Raw genomic sequence first — 22,093 nt, forward strand, 5'->3', positions numbered from 1 at the left:
TTGATAGTGTACTGGCCTTCAGGCTTGTACTATTTCCTTTTCTTTTTTTATTCTTGAATGATCGAGTCTTCTACAGGCTCTGCTCCGATTCAGGCGGATGAATCGGCGGGGCAACCGGCGTTGCGCAAAGTGATCACCACCGACCAATTGTGGTCGATTGCCGTCGGCATGGTGATCTCGGGCGAATATTTCGGCTGGAACTACGGCTGGGCCGTCGCCGGAACACTCGGTTTTTTGGTTGCCACCGTGCTGGTGACCATTCTGTACCTGGCCTTCATTTTCAGCTATACCGAACTGACCACTTCCATTCCCGATGCAGGTGGGCCGTTTTCCTACGCCCGACGGGCCTTCGGGCCGACGGCGGCTTTCGTTGCCGGTTTTGCCACCCTGGTCGACTTTTTGATGGCCCCACCCGCCATTGCTGCGGCCCTGGGCGCCTATGCCCACTTTCTCAACCCGGCATTACCGGTTTTGGGCGTAGCCGTGGTGACCTATATCGTTTTTATCACCATCAACATCTTGGGAATCAAGGAATCGGCCAATTTTTCGATGCTGGTTACCGTGCTGGCCGTGGTGGAATTGCTCGTTTACATGGCACTGGTTACCCCGGCTTACGAAACCAAAAACGTTGTGGCGCATAACGAGTCGTTTGGATTAAGCGGGGTGTTTGCCGCCCTGCCGTTTGCCATCTGGTTTTACCTGGCTATTGAGGGCGTCGCAATGGTGGCCGAGGAGGTGAAGAATCCGAAGAAAACCATCCCGCGCGGCTACCTGCTGAGCATCGGAACGCTGGTGATCCTGGCCCTGGGTACTATGATCCTGACGGCGGGTGCAGGTGATTGGCGTTTGCTGAGTGAAATCGACTACCCGCTGCCCGAAACGCTGGCGATGGTGCTGGGGCGCAACAGCCCGTGGTCGAAGATCTTCGCCAGCCTGGGCCTGTTTGGCCTCATTGCCTCGTTCCATTGCAACACGATCGGGTATTCCCGCCAGATTTACGCCCTGGCCCGCAGCGGCTACCTGCCCGGTTTTCTGGCGCAGGTCAACCGCCGGTTTCAGACCCCCCACTGGGCACTGATCGGGGGCGGGATTGTCGGTTTTGTGGCGTTGTTTTCGGGCACCACCGGCGACATCATCATCCTTTCGGCCCTTGGCGCCGTGCTTATGTACATCAGCAGCATGGTTAGCCTGTTTCAGCTTCGTAAAAAAGAACCGAATCTCGAACGGCCTTTCCTGGCTCCTTTCTATCCGTACGTACCCGCTATTGCCCTTATTCTGTCCGTAGTCTGTCTGCTCGCCATCATCTATTACAACATCTGGCTCAGCGTGATTTTTGCGGTTCTACTGGCGGTTTCGCTGCTGGCGTTCCGGCTGATTGGCGTGCGAGTTCCTGCTTCTTCCACTACTCCTTAAACAAAACCGGCCGCTGGCGCGCATGGATAATCCTAAGGAAATCGTTCGACGCGGGTACGATCAGCTAGGTGGCGCATATCGTACTTTTTTTGAAAATGACACTAAAAACCGCTACCAGCCCTGGCTGGCCGACCTGGTCGGCCGACTGCCCCCCAACAGCCATGTACTGGAACTGGGCTGTGGCGACGGCATCCCGACGGCCCTTTTTCTGAGTCCGTTGACGAATTACCGGGGCATCGATCTTTCGCCCTACCAAATCGAGCTGGCCCGGCAGAACATCCCAGCGACCCGCTTCGAAGTCGCCGACATGGCCGGTTTGGATTTCCCGGAAGCTTCGTTCGACGGCGTTCTGGCCTTGTATTCGCTGATTCACCTTCCCCTGGCCGAACAACCTGCCGTGATTCAATCGGTGTTTAACTGGTTGAAACCGTGCGGCTATTTTCTGTGTATTACCGGAGCCACCGACTGGACCGGCCTGAGCCATGGCTGGATTCGGCCGGATGTAACGATGTTCTGGAGCCATACCAATGCGGTTTCGTACCAACAATGGTTTATCGAAACCGGTTTTACTCTTATAGAGAACTATTTTGTTCCGGAAGGCAACGAGGGGCACACGTATTTTCTGCTGCAAAAACCGGCCTGAGCAGCGAAAAACGGCGAACGGAAGACAAACAAAGGAACGCCCCCCGCCTTCTGAACCGCAAATATTGGCTGAACCATTCATAAATCCGGCTTGTTTGACAATAATATGCCTTCAAGACCGGTTTTTTCAAAAAGCCATTGGTCAAACTGACTGAAGAAACAGCTCTAAACGCGTATCTTTCCGGCTGAACTAGCTATAGTTCGACCCTGTTAACCCTCAAGAAAGACAAATCAAAAACACAAAATCGGAAACATGAGGTTAATCTACTGACGATCAGACTTGCGGGAATAAAGTAGCCAGCCTGCTTTCATGCAAGAAGCAGTAATAAACCAAACCTCTTCCACCGTCGATGACAGAACCGGTTTTCAAACCGGCGAAAGGCTATTTTTGGGTTAACAAGTGAAAGAAACGATAGACAACATGAATGAACAACAGCCGGCAAACAACCGGGATTTTCAGCACGGATACACGAGCGGGGTCGAAGGAACCGACCGCCAGACCTATGAAGGGTACCTGTCGAGCCAGGTTAGCGACGAATGGATCCACGAACGGGTTGAAGCCAAGCGGGACGAAATTCGGCAACTGGATCAGCAACTGGCCGACACAACGGCTCTGCGCCGGTCGGCCTACGATCGGTTGCAGGAGCATGTCATGCAGACAACGCTGGCCGGGAAAGAGGTGGAACGGCTCGAAACCGAACTCCAGTCGGTTGAACATGAGCGGGAAAAATTAAAGGAGCGTCGGCAGAAAACCGCATCCGAATATTCGCTGTTTGCGGGCCTGATCTTCGTAGCCGCCGGGATTTCGTTCGTCGCCGGGGACCTGATTATTTCCCATGAGATTGTAGCCTACGCCCTGAACATCCGGAACAATACCGAAGCCTGGATGTTCGCCGTCGGGCTGGCGATGGTATCGATTCTGCTAAAACCGGCCTACGACCGTCTGGTGGAAGAACCGTACATTTCAAACTCCTCGCCGGAAGCCGCCCGACGCTACGGCTGGTTCAAGATGGGACTAGCCATTCTTTCCATCGTTACGCTGATCATTCTCGGCTGGTTCCGGTACGATGCCTACCGCACTGACAAGCTGAAAGAGGCCATTAATAAAAGTATCAAAAACATCCAGTTGAACGCCACGCCCCTCGACCCCACCAACCCGAATCCGGTGGCCGATCAGCGGGTATTGCAGCGCATCGAGCAACAATTACAGCAGTCCGACGAGTTGAACCTGCAACTGGTCAACAGCCCGTGGGCCTTGCTGTCGTTCGTGTTGAGCGGGGTGCTTTTTGCACTGGCGGGGGCGGTTTGTCTGGGAATTGGCCTGCCGGTTTTGCAGAAATTCTGGTTTCGGTGGCTCCAGGCCGACCCGCGTTTGTGGCGGCTGCGTCGTCGGCGCAAGCGGCTGGAAAAACAGCACAAATTCGCTCAGGAAGAGGTGGCCAAACACCTGACGCAAAAGAACATCATGGACCACGAGTTGGAGGTGCTGCCATCGCTCGACGAACTACGGCAACGGAAACAGCAGTTGATCAACGAAATCGACCGTTTACTGGAAGACCGTAAACTGGCCCGCACCGACAGCCGGATTGCGTCGTTCAACGATGGGTACGAAAAAGGACTGGCGGCCCGTCAGGCCATGACCGAAGAAGAATACACCCAGTTCCGCAACGGTTTTTTCTCCGTTTCCAACCTGGCCACCAAAGCCCGCTCTTCCTCAGATCAGGATCGGTTGCCGTCGGAGAAAGCGTACGTGAACGGAAGAACTAAAGAGTAAAAGAGTGAAAGAGCGAAATGCTCCGCCAGATTTTAACTTTTGCGGAGCAAATCGCTCTTTCACTCTTTTACTCTTTCGCTCTTTAGTTCATTGAATCGGCGAGTAGTCCGTCGGCTTCATGTAAACCGATTCTACTTTCGTCGTCAGTGAGCCGTTTTTTTCGGATTCGGCTTTGGCTTTTACCCATTTCGGATCAGCTCGGAACTCTTCGAAATGCTTCTTCCCTTCGGCTTCGCTGGGGTGCGCCAGGATGTACACTAGTTTCGACTGGCCGGTTTCGTCGGGTTGCGTCGTCAGCCAGTAAGCAACGTTGGTCATGCCGTGTTGCTTAAACAGCTTGATGGTGTGGTTTTTAAACCGGGCCAGCAGATCATTCAGTTTACCGGGAGCCGGTGAATACGTCCGCATTTCAAACACCCGGCCCGGTTCTTTGGAGAGTTTTAGTTTGGGCGAAATCTCGGCTTCGGTCATAAAAATCTGGTCGACTTTTGCGACGATTTTGCCGTTAGCTTCCGTTTTGGCAACAACTTCCTTCCACTCCGGGTCGCTTCCAAAGGCTTTCCAGGAGGCATCGCGGGCTTCCCGATTCGGATACGACAGAATATAAATCAGCTTTTCCTGCGACGCATCCGTTGGTACCCAATAGCCGACATTGGTCATGCCGTGTTTTTCAAAAATTTTTAGGGTGTATTTCCGAAACCGGTCTACAATGGCTTCGTAATTGCCGGGCGTGGGGTAATAAATCCGGACTTCATACAACCGACCGGGGTCGGCAACCGTTGGGTTGGATTTTGAACCGGCGTAGGAAAGGGCAAGTGTTGTTAGTAAAAGGCTACAGGTCAACAGAATAGGTTTCATTGAAATTTGGGTGTTAGTTTTTACAAAAATAGGGAGAGAACGTGAGAATAAATTGATTGATAATAATTTCGGGAAAGCCGGTTTTTTCCGATAAAAATTTATCTTTACGCCTGTACAACCTCTATTTAATTCTGAAAGTATGCTTAGTCGCGTTGCTGATTCTATTTATTGGATGAACCGCTACATCGAACGGGCCGATAATTACTCCCGTTTTATGAGTGTTAATTTTAATCTCGCACTGGATTTGCCGCCCAACGTAGACGAGCAATGGGAACCGCTGCTGATTGCGACCGCCGATAACTACCTGTTTTACAACTTCTACCAGGAACCGACCCGCGAGAACGTCATCGATTTCATGACGTTCGACAAACGGAATCCGAATTCCATTGTCAGTTGCCTTAATAACGCCCGCGAGAATGCCCGAACCATTCGGGAAAGCATCTCGAAGGAGATGTGGGAGAATATCAATGAGCTTTACCTGCGCGTGCGGGACACGGCGACAAAAGGCCAGTCGAACCTGAACCGGTTGCAGGAGTTTCTAAATGATGTAAAAAACGGCTGCCAGCACTATTACGGCGTCATCGACTGTACAATTACGCGCAACGAAGCCTGGCACTTCGGGCGGGTGGGGCGGTTTCTGGAACGGGCCGATAAAACGTCCCGGTTTCTGGATGTCAAGTACTTCACGTTATTGCCCGACGCCAGTTCGGTTGGCTCGACGCTGGATTTGATGATCTGGACGGCCGTGCTAAAGTCAGTTAGTGCGTACAATATGTACCGGCAGCAGTACAAAATGATCAGCTCATCGCCGATTGTGGAATTTTTGATTCTCGACAAACTTTTTCCGCGTTCGGTGGCTCACTGCATCCGGCAGGCTGAACTGTCGCTATACGAGATTTCGGGCAATCCGATTGCCAACGGGTACAAAAACGAAGCCGAAAAGGCACTTAGCAAGCTGCGGTCGGAAATCGAGTTTACGGAAACTGCCGAGTTATTCAAAACCGGCCTGCACCAGTACCTCGATCGTTTCCAGACCCGCAACAACGAAGCAGCCAAAGCCGTCTATGAAACTTATTTCAGCCTAAAACCGGTGGAAGCGTAACTAAAAAGGTGCCTGAATTCAGGCACCTTTTTTGATTTATCGAGTCGAATTTTCTATTTGAAAAACGGAAATGTCAGCGCCACGTACGTCATCGTTGCCCGGTTACGGAAGCGTTGGTTGTTATCGACAACGTTTTTGTTGCTGGCCCGCATCTCGGTCGTAATCCAGTGATAGCCCGCCTTAATGCCCAACCGGCGCATCAGCCGCAAACGCACGTACACTTCCGTCGAAAGCGAGCCGAGGTCATTGTCACCCAGGAGCCTGACGTTGACTCGCTGGGGCTGTGCGTATTGCCGGGGATGATTCACAAAGTTCAGCAACGAATCCACATCCTGGTCAGAGCTTGCCGCGTTGAATTGGCCTGTAGCCGACCGGTAACGCCCTTCCCGGTTTTTACCAAAACCAAAGCCGATCAGATCGGCTCCGGCTCCGACTTCCACCGGCCCCAGTTTTACCTGCGCCCGCAATCCAAAATTGACGGTCGTGACGGTCACCCAGTCGAACCGCATGGTGTCGATGTTGGCTTCGACCAGCGGGGCACCTAACGCGGCAAAACCGGTTTTCTCCCGGGTTAAGCGAGACGGAGCAGTGGTGTAATTAAGGTTATCGCCGTAGAAAGCCCCCAGACGAGCCGTCCAGCCAATCGAGAAAATCTGGTTAGCGTCCAGGTTCAGCATTTCGAAATACGTCAGGGACGGCACCCAATAGTCTTTTTTGAAAGCTGCTCCGATGTCGACCCCGCTGCTAAGACGGCTGGCGGTCGGCGATTGAGCGAATGTGGTAACGGAGAAGAGAACGAAGACAAACGTTACTATTTTTCTCATGAGGTGGATAACTTTGTATTGCAAAGTTAAGTGGATAATTGAAAAAGGCACTATTTTGTTTTTAACTGACTTTTCAATTTTTCTCTACCGGGTCATGAGCCGTTTGAACGCAAAGAATAATTTTTCGATCAACCGGGTATCTTCTGTAATAACTTCGGCCGTTGCCACCATGCCGGTCCGGTACCGGATCGTTTTATGATATTGCGTCTGCAACCCGTCGGGCAGGGCCACCTTTGCCAAGAAAACACCGTTTCGATCCGGCACATCGGCGATCTGCTTTATTTGCCCTCTTACGATACCAAACTCCTGAAAAGGGTAACCCGCAAACTTGATCAACACCCAATGGCCGATCTTGACTTTTCCGAGGTTATTTTGTGGCAGATTAAGCAACCCGGTGTACTTCACCGCATCACTTGTGGCAATTACAAACAGTTCCTGATTGGCCGTAATGGCCTGTTTTTCCTGCAAATCTGAATTGAAATAGAGAATACCGGCCATCGGACTGACCACCACAAACCGTTGTTTCCAGGACTCGATAGCGCTACGTAGTGCATTCAACTCCTGGACAAACAAAGCACCCTGTTCGGCAATGGTTCGGTCTAGCTCCAACAGTTCCCGTTGCTTAGCCGATTGGGCAGTATGGTTTTGTGTCAAGGCGGTCTGAAGCTGTTTCAGCGGCAACAGTTTGGCTAACACACGGCTTTCTTCGCGTCGATATTCCAGGGGCGGAATGACTTTATCGTCCAGTAACTTCTTTTGAACCCCCAGTTCCTTTCGGGCCAGTTCATAGTCCTGTTGCTGGATTTGCTGTTGATCGAGCAAATTATTATACAGATGTCGTAGATCTTGCCAATCTGCCAGCAAAAGTTTCCGACGCTTGAGGCTGCTTCCATTCCCCAATACGGCTTCCAACTGCATGAAGCTTTGAACGAAGCGCTGAAAACTTCCCTGCAAATCGCCCAGGTGCTGGTATTTTACGGCCCGGAACGCCAGGACCTGCTCCCACCGTTTCTGCTGTGTATAAAGAAAAAGTTTATCCAGTTCGTTCGCCAGCGACAAGGCTTCTTCGGGTTGGGTGGTGCTTTCCAGAAAAGCCAGTACCTGATCCTGTCTTACGTTCTGTTTATCGGTTATGAACAGATTCATCAACCGGCCATCATTTTTAGCCAGTATGCTTTTCGGCGCGTTCGTTGTCGTCAGTACCAAAGGAGCCTGAACCAGATCCGGATAATGAATCAGGTAAGTGCCTGCTAACAAAAAACTTAGCACTAGAAAAATGACCAGCGTTCCCCACCGGATCATCCAATGGGGCATCACACGGATAAAATCGCGCACCTCCTCACTTCGATCATCCAAGTCAGGATCAACTTCAGTAATGGTCGATTGATCCATCATACGCCTAATTCCAGTTGATTTTTCACCAGCGTATAGTAATACCCTTTTTGATGCGTCAGTTCATCATGCGTTCCGACTTCCACAATCCGGCCTTTTTCCAGCACAATGATCTGATCAGCTTGCCGAACGGTACTTAACCGATGGGCAACAACCACCACCGTTCGTCCGACAAAAAAACGCTCCAGGTTGTCCATAATCACCGCTTCATTGTTGGCATCTAGCGCACTGGTCGCTTCATCGAAAAATAAAAAGGCTGGATTTTTGTAGACAGCCCTAGCAATCAGAATCCGCTGTTTTTGTCCGCCACTGATGCCCATGCCGCTTGCCCCAATTCGGGTGTTGTAGCCGTTGGGAAGTTCGTCGATCCATTGACCAAGGTTGGCAATTTGGGCGGCCTCTTCCAGACGGTTTTTGTTTACCGCACCGTTCGGGTCCGATTCGCTGATGTTTCGGGCAATATTGTCCGAAAATAAAAACCCTTCCTGCATCACCACCCCACACTGGCTCCGCCAAAAGTTGTAGCTAAAATCAGCCAACGGGCGGTTTCCCACCCGAATTGTTCCGGATTGCGGGTCATGAAATTTAAGGAGCAATTTTAGCAAGGTGGTTTTTCCGCTCCCACTCGCTCCGACAATGGCTGTTACCTTGCCCTCGGGGATATCGAGACTGATGTCTTCGAGTACATTTTCCGCAGACCGACTCCCATATCGGAAAGAAACCTGCCTTAGCGTCAGGTGGTTGTACCGAGGCAACTCCCGGATGGGTTCAGCCGAAGGGTTTTCTTCGTTGGTTTTATGGTGGATTTCGGCCAATCGTTCGAGGCTTAGACGGGCATCCTGATAGGATCGGATAAAGCCCAGGAAATTGGTAATCGGAACATTCAACTGCCCGAGAATGTACTGCACCGACAGCATCATACCCAATGTAATTTGTCCGTCGATGACGGCCTTTGCTGCCAGAAAACTAATCAGAATGTTCTTTACTTCGTTGATAAAACCGGCCCCGCTGGTCTGCATTTGCATGAGCGAGAGACTTCGCAATGACAGGTTGAACAACCGCGCCTGAATAGCCTCCCACTCCCACCGACGGCGTCGCTCGGACCCATTCAACTTGATTTCCTGCATTCCGTTGATCAACTGAATCGTGCTGCTCTGATTACCCGAAGCCTGATCGAAATACCGGTAGTCGATGTCGGCCCGGCGTTTCATAAACAGCATGATCCAGGTTATGTAAAGGGTTGAGCCAACCAAGAATGTGAGGAATATTTGCGGGCTGAACCAGCCCAAAATCACCCCAAAAACCAGTAAGTTGACCACCGAAAACACGGTGGTCAAGGTGGTCGCCGACAGAAAAGCCTGTACCCGGTTGTGGTCCTGAATGCGTTGAAGCAGATCGCCGATATTTTTGGCATCGAAAAACGCAATCGGTAGTCGCATGAGTTTGATCAGAAAATCGGACAACAACCGGATATTGATTCGGCTCGTGACGTGCAACAAAATCCAGTTTCGGAAAATCTGAACGGCCGTTTCCGACACGAACAGCATCAACTGGGCCGCCAGAATCAGGTATACAAAATGCAAATTGCTGGTATTGATTCCCTGATCGACAATCGATTGCGTTAAGAATGGGAAAACGAGTTGCAACCCGGTACTGATCAACAGCCCCAGCAGCAACTGCATGATATACCGGTTATAGGGCCGAAAGTAGGGACGCAAAAAATAGAATCCCTTCCGACGGTCTGCCTCTTGGCTATCCTCGGTTTCAAAAAATTGCGGAGTGGTTTCCAGCAACAACAAAACCCCTTCCGAATCGTCCTGGAGCCGTTTCTGAGGAATCCACCCTTTCATGAAATCCGCTTTTGTATAGCGAATTAACCCATGTCCCGGATCAGCTACCAGCACATGAGTTGGAGTTGCCTCGTAGACCACCACATAATGCCGTTGCCGCCAGTAAGCAATGCAAGGCAGGGGCACTTCGGTGGTCAGCATCTCATAGGGTACGGTCAGTGCAAGGCTCTGAAAACCGATCTGCTCAGCCGCTTCGGCGAGCCCTCCCAGGCTGGTGCCTTCCCGCGTCAGATGCGCCTGTTCGCGCAGCTTTTCAATGGAGTGGTTCCGCCCGTGAAATTTGGCAGCCATGCGCAGGCAGGTTGGCCCGCAGTCGCGCAGATCCAACTGTTTATAGAAAGGGTATTTACGGGCCATGCAGGACTAATCGGAGAATTCGGTTTACTTGCTCTTTTCTGCCAACGCTACCTTGCGCATCAAATCACTCCAGGTTCCGAATTCCTTGTAGCCGTGAATGGGCCACGAACTGTAGATCTTGTCGACTGCCAGGTTATGTTCTTTGATGAGCTGATAAACCGCCATCTCCCGAACCGAGGCCGGAGATTCTTCGCCGGGTTCAAAAAAGCATAAATCGCCCTGAAAAAGGACTTTCTCTGCCGGGAAATACGCCATCAGATACTCGTCGGTATGCTGCGTTTTGTCGGTAAAAAAGACCGAAAACGACCCGTCGCCGATCGTGAAAACCCGTTGATTGTCAATCAACTCGAACCGGAGCGTTTGCTTCGGTTTATTGAACGGTTCGCCGGAGCCAGCCAGGAGATGCGGATAACCGACCATTTTTTCAAAAAAGGCTTTATTGCCCGACGAGGTCAGGATAGTAGCGCCTTCTTCGGCAAAGGCCCGAATAGCCCCGGCATGATCAGGATGGTGATGAGTCACGAACACGTGCGAGACCGGTTTGCCCGGAAACTGCTTCCGCAGCAATTGCACAACATTTTTTCCCACTTCGTAACTAATGGGAGCCTCGAATACTACAAGGGACTTTCCCGTCTGGAGAACCAAAACCCGGTTGTTGAAATCCGTGAGATCAATCGCATACAGGTTTTTCCCGATGAATTTTACTGCGAACGAACGTAGCGGGTCCGCCGGGCGGGGCACCTGACAAGCCGGACAGACCTGATTGGTCGGTAACTGATACGACGGTTGCCAGTCGTAGGCATAGGTCAATTCTTTGCGTAGTCCGCCAAACTCGTATTCCTCAAACCGGGTCGGAAATCGGTAGGACGCCGTTTTCTGATAATCCTGGTAATTGAATTGGTGCACATTGTCGCCATACACGTTATCGTGATCGAGGTAAGAAGCCTTGCTTAGTTCGCCGGAGGGCTGAATGAACAACGCCATCGAAACGCCGTTCAAACTGACGGTCATCACATCCACCGCGCCCTCTTTGCCAATAAACCGGAGCGACGCCCTGTTTTTCCGGGCCATCTGGAGCAGAACCGCCGGATGCGCGGTGGCTGCTTCCAGAAAAGGCGTGTGTCGGTCGGTCAGCGGGCCCCGGTAAACGCGCCCCCGGCTAAAGTAGTCTTTGGCGTAGAGGCTGTCGGTAAGGGCGTTGTAAAAAAGCTGACGCTGGTAGTCTTTGCCTTTGTAGTTGAGATCGTTTTCGACATAAAAAACCGTTGATCCTTTGTAGAGCCGAATCCGGTCAGTTTCTTTCATGTCCATCCGCAAATCCGGTTTGGCAAAATGACCGGTTTCGTGCGCCAAGCCGGAAGCCGTAATCAACAGATTCAGGGTATCGGATTCGGTGCCCAGATACCGGATCGCTTTCGTCAGGATTTCGGTTGACTTTTTCAGATTCGTATACCCATAATCTGCTTGCGCAAGCAATTTTTGTCCGTAAGCAAGGAATAGCAGCAGTAACACGATTCGTCTCATACAAAAGCGCCTTGAAAATTGGTTTTAAGAAATGCCTGAAAATTGAAAATATAGGGCTGGGAGCTGTAATCAAAACTCTGATAGGCTGACTTCCAGAACCGATCGATGTGATTAAACCCTTCCCGAAAAGCCTCATACCAGCGTCGACCGACTGGGGTAAAAATGCGCGGGTCGTCCATATAGCTCAAATCCAGCGCGAATTTCGCCATATAGAACCCCATGCGCGCCACCGCTTCCAGTTGGTGGCGCTCAGACCAGACCTGGGCGGCTAGACAAGCTTGTAAGCAATGCAGGATGGTGGTATAGGTAAACAGGCCATGAAAAGCGCTGTATACCTCCCGCTTGTCGTACGAGACTCCTGTCAATTCGGCCAACAGAATTGTCTTGGGCACTGTTAAATAATCATCCACTTTTAGCGTCAGCGAATAGAACAAAATATGCCCAATTTGATGCGCCAGATCATCAATAAAAAATACTTCATCATGCGGCTGACCTTCCGTGTTTATAAAAGCCGTTCCCAGGTAGGAAACCGCTCCCATCGATCGAAGCATTGGACTATTAAAAACCGCCAATTCACGGGTTGACTGCTCAACCAAGTGCCAAAAAAAAGGCGCATGGTTTTGCAGAAGGGTGGCTGCGCGTTCAAGACTTAACCGTTGAGAAACCTTTGTACTGGAAGCCGATTCGGCAAAGTCCTGCGGTTTTCCATTCTCAGTATACAGAATAAAAGGCAGATGATCGCACAAAGCTAAAGCAGAACCCTTCAAATAGTCGATGGGCATGATATCGAGAACTCTATCCGATGCCGCATGACAAATAGCGTGTCGGCCTTTTAGTTCAAGGTCAATTCGTTTAGCTGATACTCCGGTTTTAAGTACGCCAACATTCGGTAAGTAGGTAAACCCAAAAGGGTCCGTTAAACAGCTTATCCGTTTCGGGCGATCGGCTTCCGGCAAATAGCCGTAGATCAATTGCTCAAGCGGTAATGGGAGGAACGATTTTTCAGAAAAAAAGTAAAAAAAAGCCGGTTCCAGAAAGATACGATCGTCGTCATAATCCAATCGTTCAAACCAGGCAGGATGGTGCTGATAAAGCATCAGCCGAATGGTATCCGCCAATTCGATCTGATTTGCTTGCCATAAGGTCTTATCAACAGCAAACTCAAGTAGTCTATTCATTTTTCAAACATCAATGCAAAGAATAAAGACATATTTACGTAATACCTACAGAGTTTGACTATACAAAAATGCAGAAAAAGTATTTGTAATAATATGTGCAAAAACGCTCCATAACAATCCAAATCTAAGCCTAATTAAACTGAAGCTGTAACCGGCAATAGCGTGTGGAAACAAGATCAAAGGACTAAAAAAAATGGCTTTATATACATCAACAACAACATAGTTATTTATATGTACACAAGCAAATAGTATTAATGAAAACACATATATACGTTTAAAGTTATTATTCCAATAATTAATCATGTTACTTGCATTACGTCTAAGTAATATATAAGAAGCACAAAAAAATAGAAAAGAAAAAAGTAGATATGACTTTACCCATCCTAAGTATAAAGTCAAGTTCTCTTCAGTCAACCAAAATGAGGTAATTGAAAAAAAAACTCCAATAATCAAGAAAGACGAATTCAAAGGCGTAAATACCAATCCCAACCTAAATAATATTTCTTCAGCTAAAGGCACTACAATACACGTCAGAATTATTATTTCGGGAGATACCCTATATGAGCTTGTCCTTTTCAGGTAAAACCCTATATCTAAAAGAGTTGACAAATAAATATTTAACTCATATACAGATAAATCAAGAATATAGAAAAAACACACAGTGCATATATAATATATTATTAGTTTAAAGTTAGGATATATTTTAAATTTTATAAATGGATTTAAATAATTTTTAAGAATGCCGTTCATTACCATATTTACAAGATTTTAACATCATTTGTAAGAAATAAGTAACCAAACAGAATTAAAAATTAATATTAATCAGACCTTTACTTTAATCTTTTTGGTATTTTTCTTCTGTCAAATTCTCTTAATGAGTCATTAATCAAAAAAACCACAAAAGGAGTGTTTAATATATTTTTAATTAATTCTGTTTAGTTACTTATGCAAACAAATTAATGTGTTGATTAAAGATTAAAATAAGCAATAAATAGTACAAAAGAGACTAATTAATCCATTGTTTGCATTATCAGGGTTCTGTTTAATAGCTTTTTCCATACAATCACAATGGCAATTAGAAGCACTACCGCCTTTGATAGCTTCTAAATTTGACGATAATCCATTGTTTGTTTTCGCTTTTAACTCGTCAATTGACAAACGTTTCATTGCTTATTTGTCGAAAGGATACCAGTATGAACCGTTTCAATACGGGGTTTTCGGACGGCTCAAAATTCGAGCGATTGTATTGCATAAACAAACAAATTTAATGGAAAAATATAAGTAATCCTCATTTTTTTTATAAGTAATTTTTATGAAAATTTTATTGCCGTTTATCCAGTATGACAGGCATAAAACCCTTACTAATCAAGTTCTTATCAGCAACCAAAAAAATTTCCGCTTTTTTTACTTATATTCCTTTTTCTTGCCGTTACTTTTCTGTTCGGCCCACGTCTAGGTAGGAGAAGTTCACCAACCCTCTCACGGTATGTCCACCCAAGAAACGTTCGGCCAATGGCTCCGACGCATCCGGACCCAATGCAAGATGAAGCAAGCCGCCCTGGCGGCTGAAACCGGCATTACTCAGTCGGCGATTTCTCAACTGGAAAACGACAAGTTTACACCCGATGATCTCACGCTCGAAAAGATTAAACATACCCTCACGGCGGGAATTCAGCAACCTACTCTTGAGGAATTAGAACACATCAATAAATTGCTTTTGCAAGCAAAAGACAGCAAAAAACGAAATTCGCTGTACGAGGCCGCTGGCGAGGTAGATGCTAAATGCACCGGGAGTAAAAACAAGTTGATCCGAATGCACAAACGGCTGGCGGAGCATCATCAGCAACAAGTTATCCAACTGAGCAGCTATCCCCAACAACCTGAGCAGTAATCAGGCCATAAAACCGCACCACAAGGACGGTTTTATGGCCTGATCGCTTCGTCAATTGTTCTGAACCTTCAGCACCACCGCACCCAGGGGCGGAATTGTCACCAAAATGGACTGCGGGCGGCCATGCCAGGTATCGGGGGTCGACACCAGCGGTTCGCCATTCAGCAAACCGCTTCCGAAAAACGCTCTATCATCACTGTTGAACAGTTCGACCCAGGTACCTGGCACCGGAACGCCCACCCGGTAGTCGGTTCGGGGGATGGGCGTCATATTCAGCACTATAATTACCTGCTCCTTCGTCCTTGTTCCTTTCCGGGCATATACCAGGATGCTGTTTTCGCGGTCCATCGTGTCGATCCACTCGAAGCCCTCGGCCACAAAACTCTGCTCGTACAAAGCTGGTTCGCTGCGGTACAATTTGTTCAACGCCTTTAGGCATTCGCTCATGCCCTGGTGCGGAGCATAGTCAAGCAAATGCCAGTCGAGACTCCCTTCAAATTTCCATTCCGAGGTTTGCCCAAATTCGCTGCCCATGAACAGCAGTTTGGTACCAGGGTGCGTAAACATGTAAGCGTACAACAACCGCAGATTGGCAAACCGCTGCCACTCATCGCCCGGCATTTTACTGATCAGCGACTTTTTGCCATAAACCACTTCATCGTGCGAGAAGGGTAACATGAAATTTTCCGAAAATGCGTAAACCGTACTGAACGTCAGTTCGTCCTGGTGCCAACGCCGGTAAAAGGCGTCCCGCTGGAAATACCGCAGGGTGTCATTCATCCAGCCCATCATCCACTTCATACCAAAGCCCAGACCACCGGCGTAGGTTGGCCGAGTAACGCCCGGAAACGCCGTCGATTCTTCCGCAATCGTCTGGGCTTCGGGGTATTCGCGATACACAGCTTCGTTTAGTTCTTTGAACAAGGAAATGGCCTCCAGGTTCTCCCGCCCCCCAAAGATATTCGGCTCCCACTCCCCGTGATTCCGGGAATAATCCAGGTACAGCATGGAGGCTACGGCATCGACCCGCAGCCCATCGGCATGAAACCGGTCGAGCCAGAAGAGCGCGTTGCTGAGTAAAAACGAGCGAACTTCGTTGCGGCTATAATTAAATATGTAACTTTTCCAGTCCGGATGATAGCCTTTCCGGAGATCGGGATGTTCGTAGAGGTGCGAGCCGTCAAACTCGTACAAACCATGGGCATCGCCGGGGAAGTGTGAGGGCACCCAGTCCAGAAAAACCCCAATGTTTTCCTGGTGCAGTCGTTCGATGAGCTGCATGAAATCCTGGGGCGTTCCGAACCGGCTCGTCGGCGCAAAATACCCGGTTATCTGGTAGCCCCACGACGGATCGTATGGGTGCTCCATAACAGGCATGAACTCGACGTGCGTGAACCCCATTTCCTTTACGTACGGCACGAGCGCATCGGCAATCTCTCCGTACGAAAGCTGACGGGTGGGGTCCGCCGGATCGCGTCGCCACGAATTCAGGTGGATTTCATACACCGACATCGGTTTATTGAGCGAATTGAACCGGCCCCGGTTTCGCATCCAGTAGTCGTCTTTCCATTCGTACCAGGTATCCCAGACAACCGATGCGGTTTTGGGCGGTATTTCCCACCAGAGTGCGTACGGATCGCCCTTCTCTAACTCCCGGCCACTGTCGTGCGTGATGGCGTATTTATACACCTCGCCCCGGCCAATGTGCGGAATAAAGCCTTCCCAGATGCCCGAACTGTCCCAGCGGACGTTTAGCGGGTGGCTTCCTTTGTTCCAGCCGTTGAAATTTCCGATCACCGACACATAGCGGGCCGACGGCGCCCAAACGGCAAAATACGTCCCGACCACGCCGTTGAATTCCACAACGTGGGCACCCAGTTTGTCGTACAGTCGGGTGTGTTTACCGGCCCGGAACAGGTAAATATCAAATTCGGTAAACCGGCTATAGGTCGTCGGTGCCAACTCCGCAGCGGGTGTCGCCACTGACTGCGTTTCCGGTGTCATTTCAGGTATAGGGCTGGTTTTGGTGGTCCTTTTTGCCATAAAAAGCCATTCGTTTAGCGCGTGTAAGATAGAAAAATTTTCACCAGCGGTTTGCGTTTCCTTCCGGGCTTTCACCCTGGCCAGCCGCATACGGTTTACAAACCATACCCTCAATCACCATCAATTGTTCTTTTTAAGAAGACTAAAGTTGGTCCGGCATGGTGTTATTCGGCAAAGACTTCGTGGAGGTCGATCTGCAAATCCGGGAAAATTGTGGGCGTAATCCAGTCACTTTCGTCGTAGGGATGCTGCCCGATGAAACGTCCCTGTTCGTTCAGCGTATAGACCAGCACGTTATCGTATTCCGGCTGCACGACCCAGTATTCTCGAACCCCGGCCTCTTCGTACGCTTCAAACTTCACCTTCATTTCCCGCTTCGTGTTGCCTTTCGACAACACTTCGATCACCAGATCCGGCGCACCAAGACACCCGGCTTCGTCCAGTTTTGCCGGATCGCAGATCACGCATATATCCGGCTGTACGACCGTCGTGATGGTTTCGTTTGTGACTTTGTCGGTCCGGGGCAACCGCACATCGAACGGAGCCGTGAAGACCTGACACGGTTTTCCTTTAAGGTGGGACCAAATCAGTCCATGAAAATTACTGACAATTTCCTGATGCCGGCGATTAGGCGCGGGCGACATTTTCCAGATAAAGCCTCGAATCAACTCCAGCCGCTCCTGCACCCGCCAGGTCAGGTAGTCGGCGTAGGTATACTGCCGGGTTAAATCCAACTGATCCAAACTGGTTATTTCCATACCGATTTCGTTTCCCACAAACTTACTCTTTTTTCGTCTGCAACAACCCCATCTGCAACAATGGAACATCCGAATTTCGGGCGGGATCGGCAATGCGGATTTTTTCAATTTCACCAATGACATCGACGATGCCTTTCAACGGAATTTTTACCCAGGCTGGCCGGTAACTGATTTCATAACCCAGTTCATAAACCGCTTTCTCAAGCAGGTAGATCAGTAACAAAAAGTTAAATTCATTGCTGTTTCGGAAAAGCGGATGAGGATTGCCCACGGTTTCCAGATAGGCATCCATGTAGGTGTCCCGAATCAGCTTGAACCAACGGTCCGAAACCCGTTGCAAGTGATCGGGATCGATGCGTTCCGTTTCCCGGCTTCCGAACAGTTTGGCGCTCACTGCGTAATGGTACGACCGGATCATCCCGGCCACATCCTTCAGGGGCGAGTGTTTAATTTTTCGTTCCGAAATACTGCTTTCCGGTTCACCCTCGAAGTCGATAATGATGAAGTCGTCGGGCGTTGCCAGTACCTGCCCCAGGTGGTAATCACCGTGAATCCGAACGCGGAGCGAATCGAGGGGACGGTGCCGAAAATCATCGACAAATTCATCAATCATCTCTTTAGCCTCCATAAACACCCAGGCCAGCCGCTGCGCCAGCGGATCGAGTTCGGTATACTTATCGATCAGCATGGCATACCGGCGTTCGAGCAAACTTTCAAACCGCCGAATGATGAAGTCCCGGTAGTCGTCGGTGAACGGTTCGGGCACAAAAGCCGGGTCGGTCGTGTCCGGGCTGTACAGGGCCAGGTGCATTTGGGCCGTCCGCCGGCCGAGCAATTCCACCCGATCAAACACCTCTTCCCGGATCGTAAACAGCCGGTTTGGCACCGCGTAGAGGAAATCATTCAGGTAATCGCCCGTCTGGCTCCAGCTATCCTGTTGGTTATCAATCATCAACTGCATCATCCCCAACGTCATATCCGGCATGGTGGTCTGTTCCCAGACGATGCTCCCCGCATAAGCCGGAATGTGCGTAAAATGGCTTTCTTCCGTCAGAAAACTGACCAGATCGACTTCCGGATTGGTTTCCTGAAATAGTTTTCGGTATAATTTCAGAAAATATTTCTCGCCCTGCCCCGGAATGCCATAGACTAAGGCGGAGTTACTCGAATCAACCGGCAACACCCGGCTGGTAACGTCAACATCCCAATCCTCGGTCGCCAGCCCGCGCCCCCGGTGAAATGTCAATTGCCCAGCCTCCTGCGAAAGAGTGTTCTGAGTAACCAGATCAGCATACAACGCCAATCGGAACCGCTCGTCGTAAATGGCATCGACCAGCAGACCCGGTTTTTGATCCACCACAGCGCGCGCCAGAATGCCCTTTTCAGGGACAACCGAGGTACCTGGCTGACCGTTAGCCAGAAACGACAGCGGTAATAAATAATGTTCCGACTCGCCCTCGGCATACGTAACTTCGACGATTAGCAGGAAAGCGTTCTCCCCGGACGCAAAAGGAACCTCGTGACTATGTTGAATTCGGAACTGCTCCTGCTGACGGGCTTTCCCGGCAAACCACCGGCAGGCATTCAGGTAAGGCGGCAAAACCGTTTTCTCCAGAAACCGGATCGCATCCGGGTCCCGAGGCAAATTAGTCCAGGCGTTTAGGCTGGTCAAAGTGGTAACAGGGATAGCAAACATGCCGGCAATGATTAGGACAGGTAATGCACTTTTACCCGTAATAATACAAACAGATTCGATAAATAAGTCAATTCAGCTTTGATTGGCCAGCCCGGTTAAATCCCTACCAGGTAATCGGTCAGCGTTTTCCACTGAATTTTCTGATAAAAGAGCCAGCCCGTTCCGGCGATGGCCGTATTCACGACGGCCCGGCCTCCCGCCTGTTCGTCGTGGTTATTGGTTTGCTCGTTTTCACCGATCTGACAGGCCACCAAAGCCGTTCCCTGCCGTTCCAGCCAGAAGGTGCTGGTGGCTTCGTCCGTAAAAAAGTGTTCGGTTTCGACACCGGTTTCACGCGGATCGGCGCAGGGACGAGCCGTAAAGCCAGCCTTGTTTTCTTCGTCGACGAGTTCAACCACCCGCACCCAGTTTTCGGGCACCGGACCGGGCAAGTCGATTCTGATTGAATCACCAATCTCCGGTTGACCGGTTTTCGGGTTGCCATCCGAATCATGCAGCATAAAATCCGCCGTCAGGCTCGATAGATTCGACCAGCGGTTTATGGCAAACAACCGCTCTCTGGCCTGGTTGAAGGCATTCCGGGCGGCCAGTTCGTCTGCCAAAACATTCTGGCTGCAAAACGTCTTATCAACGGCTTCTTCGCCTTTCATCCGGTCGATTCCCTGCCGGATAGTCTCAACGATATTTTTCAGTTTCATGGCTTACGGAACGTTAGGGGTCGACGTATTGTATCAAAAACCCATCCCAGCGCCGGGCCGGAATGGGTTTTAAATAACTATCAGACGCTGCCCTTCTAGTTATTCCCCGTATTCCCAAATGAACGGTCGCTGCCGCGTTTCGCCTTGGTTTTCGGGTCTGCCTTGGGCCGTCCTTTAATCACGCTGGTTCCACCGTCGGCATCGGAAGCGGGCAGGTCGCGTTTCTCACGGCTGGTCTGCTTATTTTTTCCGAAACGATCGGCGGTGCTATTACTTTCCGGACTTGTATTTTCCGAACGTGCCCCCGTAACGGTGCGCGTCACGGTTGTTTTGGATTTGGCCTCATTCGTACTGCCGGAGTTGGACGTACCGGATTTACTCTGGGCCGAATTATTCGCATTATTTTCAGAACTTGTGCTTTGGGCCTGCACGGCTGCGCTCCCGGTCAGTAGCAGCACGCCAAGAGCCATCATGATCTTTTTCATACTGTGTTTCGTCAGTGAAGTTTGTTTATCGTTTTCAGTTCATAGTTATCGACAAGCATCTATTTTCATCAGAATGTTATCGTAAACCATAAACTTCAAACTATCGATAACTATTGATTTGTCACTCCTCGTCTTCGTCGTATTTGTAAGGCGTACCCGAGGTTACTTCTCCCCCACTGGTCCAGAGACCTCCGCCATTTTCCCCGCTATTTTGGGTATTTTCACCGCTGGGACCATCTTCCGGCACATTTCGTTTCTGCTCGGGGTTCGTATCGTCGACGTGTCCCTGGGGTGCTTCGGCAATGGAGTCACGTACTTTCTGAGTTGGATCTTCCGCTTTCATTCGTTGAGTTGATTACAGGTGTACGTTTTACCGGTTAAACCAGATTCAACGGTTGCGGTTTCATTGAATCGCGTAATTTGATCATTTGGCCCATTGCCAAATACCCTCAAAACGAAAAAGGGGCCGATGGCCCCTTTTCAAATTTTTGGTCTACAACGGCTAGACCCAATCCCAGTCGAACAAAGGTTGGACCCGGCGTTTGGCCGCCAGGAAAACCTGGTACAGCCGCGTACGGCGGAACCGCAACACGCGCAAGCCGAGCAGAACCGTAGCAGACGCCGGGACCGGAGCCGCCGAAGCCGTCATCGAAGCTGAACCAGAAGCACCATCGGGTTCTTCGCTAAAATCTTCCGCATCATCGCCGGTGATTTGTGCTAGCGCTTCTTCCAACAGGTTTCGGCTGCGTGGCCCCCAGGTCGGTTCGGGTTCAACACCAGGTTCTGAGCCCGGGCTGACAAACGGCATCACGCCCGGCTGGAAGCGCTCGCCCGGTAAAGGCCGGATTAAATCAGCCAGAACGGCGGGCGATAGCATATCGCTGTAAATCCGGGGTCGGGTCAGCAACTCCTTGTAGGCTAATACGCGGTACAGATAGGTGCCGGTTTCGCGGTGGAGCCGAAGATTGTAATAGCTCCGGACACCCTGCCGTTCCATACGTTTCTGTACGTGCGTCACCCCGCTGTTGTAAGCGGCTGCGACCAACGTCCAGGAACCCAGTTCGCGGTGTAACTCCTTCAAATACCGGCAGGCGGCCATGGTCGACAGGCGCAGGTCACGACGCTCATCGTGGCCGGGTCGAACCACTAGCCCAAATTCGCGGGCGGTTTGGGGCATCAACTGCCAGTACCCGCCAGCCCCTTTGGGCGACGTGCTGGTACCCGACAGATCGCTTTCGACCAACGGCAAATACTTAAAATCCCGGGGAATACCATGTTTCACCAGAATCGGCTCGATAATCGGGAAGAACTTGACCGCCCGTTTCCGAAGCCGGAGCAGGTAATCCCGGTGGCGGGATTGCTGCAATAAAACCGTTACCCAGCGACGGGTAACATTAGATTGTTTAAGGGGCACATCCTCCCCGCAGAATTGAACCGGCTGTAGACTTTGGATGGTGGATCGACCGGGTAATCGGACACTCACGGTGCCGTTGGAATAGGACGTAAACTCTCTTGAATTGACGTCTTTGGCCATCGCCAACTCCATGGGTTTGAGCGCCGACAGCATGAGTAAAATACTAGCTTCTTTTATCAAAACAGACTTAGTTG

18 protein-coding genes are annotated in these 22,093 nt (G+C 50.2%); 5 read left to right on the forward strand and 13 right to left on the reverse strand.

The features are described 5' to 3' along the window. Nucleotides 1-57: 57 nt before the first annotated feature. The 3 genes from eat (at nucleotide 58) to ACO2Q8_RS16405 (ending at nucleotide 3,829) form a co-directional block, all read left to right on the forward strand. Nucleotides 58-1,413 carry an ethanolamine permease gene (gene eat / locus ACO2Q8_RS16395; protein ID WP_423345922.1) on the forward strand — a complete coding sequence of 452 codons (1,356 nt, stop codon included), beginning with the start codon at nucleotides 58-60 and terminating at the stop codon, nucleotides 1,411-1,413. Between the two features lie 22 nt (nucleotides 1,414-1,435). Beyond that, a complete protein-coding gene (locus ACO2Q8_RS16400) occupies nucleotides 1,436-2,056 on the forward strand; it encodes a class I SAM-dependent methyltransferase (RefSeq protein ID WP_423345923.1) in 621 nt (206 codons plus the stop codon). A 420-nt stretch (nucleotides 2,057-2,476) separates the two neighbouring features. Further along, a complete protein-coding gene (locus ACO2Q8_RS16405) occupies nucleotides 2,477-3,829 on the forward strand; it encodes a hypothetical protein (RefSeq protein ID WP_423345924.1) in 1,353 nt (450 codons plus the stop codon). Nucleotides 3,830-3,916: 87 nt separating this feature from the next. On the opposite strand, the gene ACO2Q8_RS16410 is transcribed toward ACO2Q8_RS16405, so the two are convergent. Then, complete coding sequence (locus ACO2Q8_RS16410) at nucleotides 3,917-4,687, reverse strand: NIPSNAP family protein (RefSeq protein WP_423345925.1); 771 nt, start codon at nucleotides 4,685-4,687, stop codon at nucleotides 3,917-3,919. Between the two features lie 139 nt (nucleotides 4,688-4,826). Between ACO2Q8_RS16410 and ACO2Q8_RS16415 the strand changes: the two genes are divergently transcribed. Continuing rightward, entirely contained in the window at nucleotides 4,827-5,789 is a 963-nt protein-coding gene (locus ACO2Q8_RS16415; RefSeq protein WP_423345926.1) for an alpha-E domain-containing protein, read from the forward strand. A gap of 53 nt (nucleotides 5,790-5,842) precedes the next feature. On the opposite strand, the gene ACO2Q8_RS16420 is transcribed toward ACO2Q8_RS16415, so the two are convergent. The 5 genes from ACO2Q8_RS16420 to ACO2Q8_RS16440 all read right to left on the reverse strand — a co-directional run bounded on the left by ACO2Q8_RS16420 (nucleotide 5,843) and on the right by ACO2Q8_RS16440 (nucleotide 12,914). Continuing rightward, nucleotides 5,843-6,613, reverse strand: a complete 771-nt coding sequence (locus ACO2Q8_RS16420) for a hypothetical protein (RefSeq protein WP_423345927.1) — start codon at nucleotides 6,611-6,613, stop codon at nucleotides 5,843-5,845. An 84-nt stretch (nucleotides 6,614-6,697) separates the two neighbouring features. Beyond that, entirely contained in the window at nucleotides 6,698-8,008 is a 1,311-nt protein-coding gene (locus ACO2Q8_RS16425; protein WP_423345928.1) for an HlyD family efflux transporter periplasmic adaptor subunit, read from the reverse strand. After that, a complete protein-coding gene (locus tag ACO2Q8_RS16430; protein WP_423345929.1) occupies nucleotides 8,005-10,212 on the reverse strand; it encodes a peptidase domain-containing ABC transporter in 2,208 nt (735 codons plus the stop codon). Before ACO2Q8_RS16430 ends, ACO2Q8_RS16425 begins: the two co-directional genes overlap by 4 nt. Nucleotides 10,213-10,236: 24 nt before the next feature. After that, nucleotides 10,237-11,736 (reverse strand): MBL fold metallo-hydrolase, encoded by a 1,500-nt coding sequence (locus tag ACO2Q8_RS16435; protein ID WP_423345930.1) that lies wholly within the window; start codon nucleotides 11,734-11,736, stop codon nucleotides 10,237-10,239. After that, a complete protein-coding gene (locus ACO2Q8_RS16440) occupies nucleotides 11,733-12,914 on the reverse strand; it encodes a hypothetical protein (protein ID WP_423345931.1) in 1,182 nt (393 codons plus the stop codon). Before ACO2Q8_RS16440 ends, ACO2Q8_RS16435 begins: the two co-directional genes overlap by 4 nt. 1,486 nt (nucleotides 12,915-14,400) lie before the next feature. Between ACO2Q8_RS16440 and ACO2Q8_RS16445 the strand changes: the two genes are divergently transcribed. Further along, nucleotides 14,401-14,805, forward strand: coding sequence for a helix-turn-helix domain-containing protein (locus ACO2Q8_RS16445; RefSeq protein ID WP_423345932.1), 405 nt, complete (start codon nucleotides 14,401-14,403; stop codon nucleotides 14,803-14,805). Between the two features lie 51 nt (nucleotides 14,806-14,856). Here the strand turns inward: ACO2Q8_RS16445 and glgB are convergent, their stop codons facing one another. The 7 genes from glgB to ACO2Q8_RS16480 all read right to left on the reverse strand — a co-directional run bounded on the left by glgB (nucleotide 14,857) and on the right by ACO2Q8_RS16480 (nucleotide 22,079). Beyond that, entirely contained in the window at nucleotides 14,857-16,848 is a 1,992-nt protein-coding gene (gene glgB / locus ACO2Q8_RS16450; protein WP_423345933.1) for a 1,4-alpha-glucan branching protein GlgB, read from the reverse strand. 164 nt (nucleotides 16,849-17,012) lie between these two features. Then, nucleotides 17,013-17,606 carry a Uma2 family endonuclease gene (locus tag ACO2Q8_RS16455; protein WP_423345934.1) on the reverse strand — a complete coding sequence of 198 codons (594 nt, stop codon included), beginning with the start codon at nucleotides 17,604-17,606 and terminating at the stop codon, nucleotides 17,013-17,015. Between the two features lie 22 nt (nucleotides 17,607-17,628). Further along, nucleotides 17,629-19,302 (reverse strand): putative maltokinase, encoded by a 1,674-nt coding sequence (locus ACO2Q8_RS16460; RefSeq protein WP_423345935.1) that lies wholly within the window; start codon nucleotides 19,300-19,302, stop codon nucleotides 17,629-17,631. A 95-nt stretch (nucleotides 19,303-19,397) separates the two neighbouring features. Further along, a complete protein-coding gene (locus tag ACO2Q8_RS16465; protein ID WP_423345936.1) occupies nucleotides 19,398-20,000 on the reverse strand; it encodes a hypothetical protein in 603 nt (200 codons plus the stop codon). Nucleotides 20,001-20,095: 95 nt separating this feature from the next. Further along, nucleotides 20,096-20,485, reverse strand: coding sequence for a hypothetical protein (locus ACO2Q8_RS16470; RefSeq protein WP_423345937.1), 390 nt, complete (start codon nucleotides 20,483-20,485; stop codon nucleotides 20,096-20,098). 121 nt (nucleotides 20,486-20,606) lie between these two features. Further along, entirely contained in the window at nucleotides 20,607-20,828 is a 222-nt protein-coding gene (locus ACO2Q8_RS16475) for a hypothetical protein (RefSeq protein ID WP_423345938.1), read from the reverse strand. Nucleotides 20,829-20,987: 159 nt separating this feature from the next. Next, nucleotides 20,988-22,079, reverse strand: a complete 1,092-nt coding sequence (locus ACO2Q8_RS16480; protein WP_423345939.1) for a lytic transglycosylase domain-containing protein — start codon at nucleotides 22,077-22,079, stop codon at nucleotides 20,988-20,990. Between the last annotated feature and the right edge of the window lie 14 nt (nucleotides 22,080-22,093).

The sequence above is a fragment of the Larkinella sp. VNQ87 genome (genome assembly GCF_049445795.1).
GTDB lineage: Bacteria > Bacteroidota > Bacteroidia > Cytophagales > Spirosomataceae > Larkinella.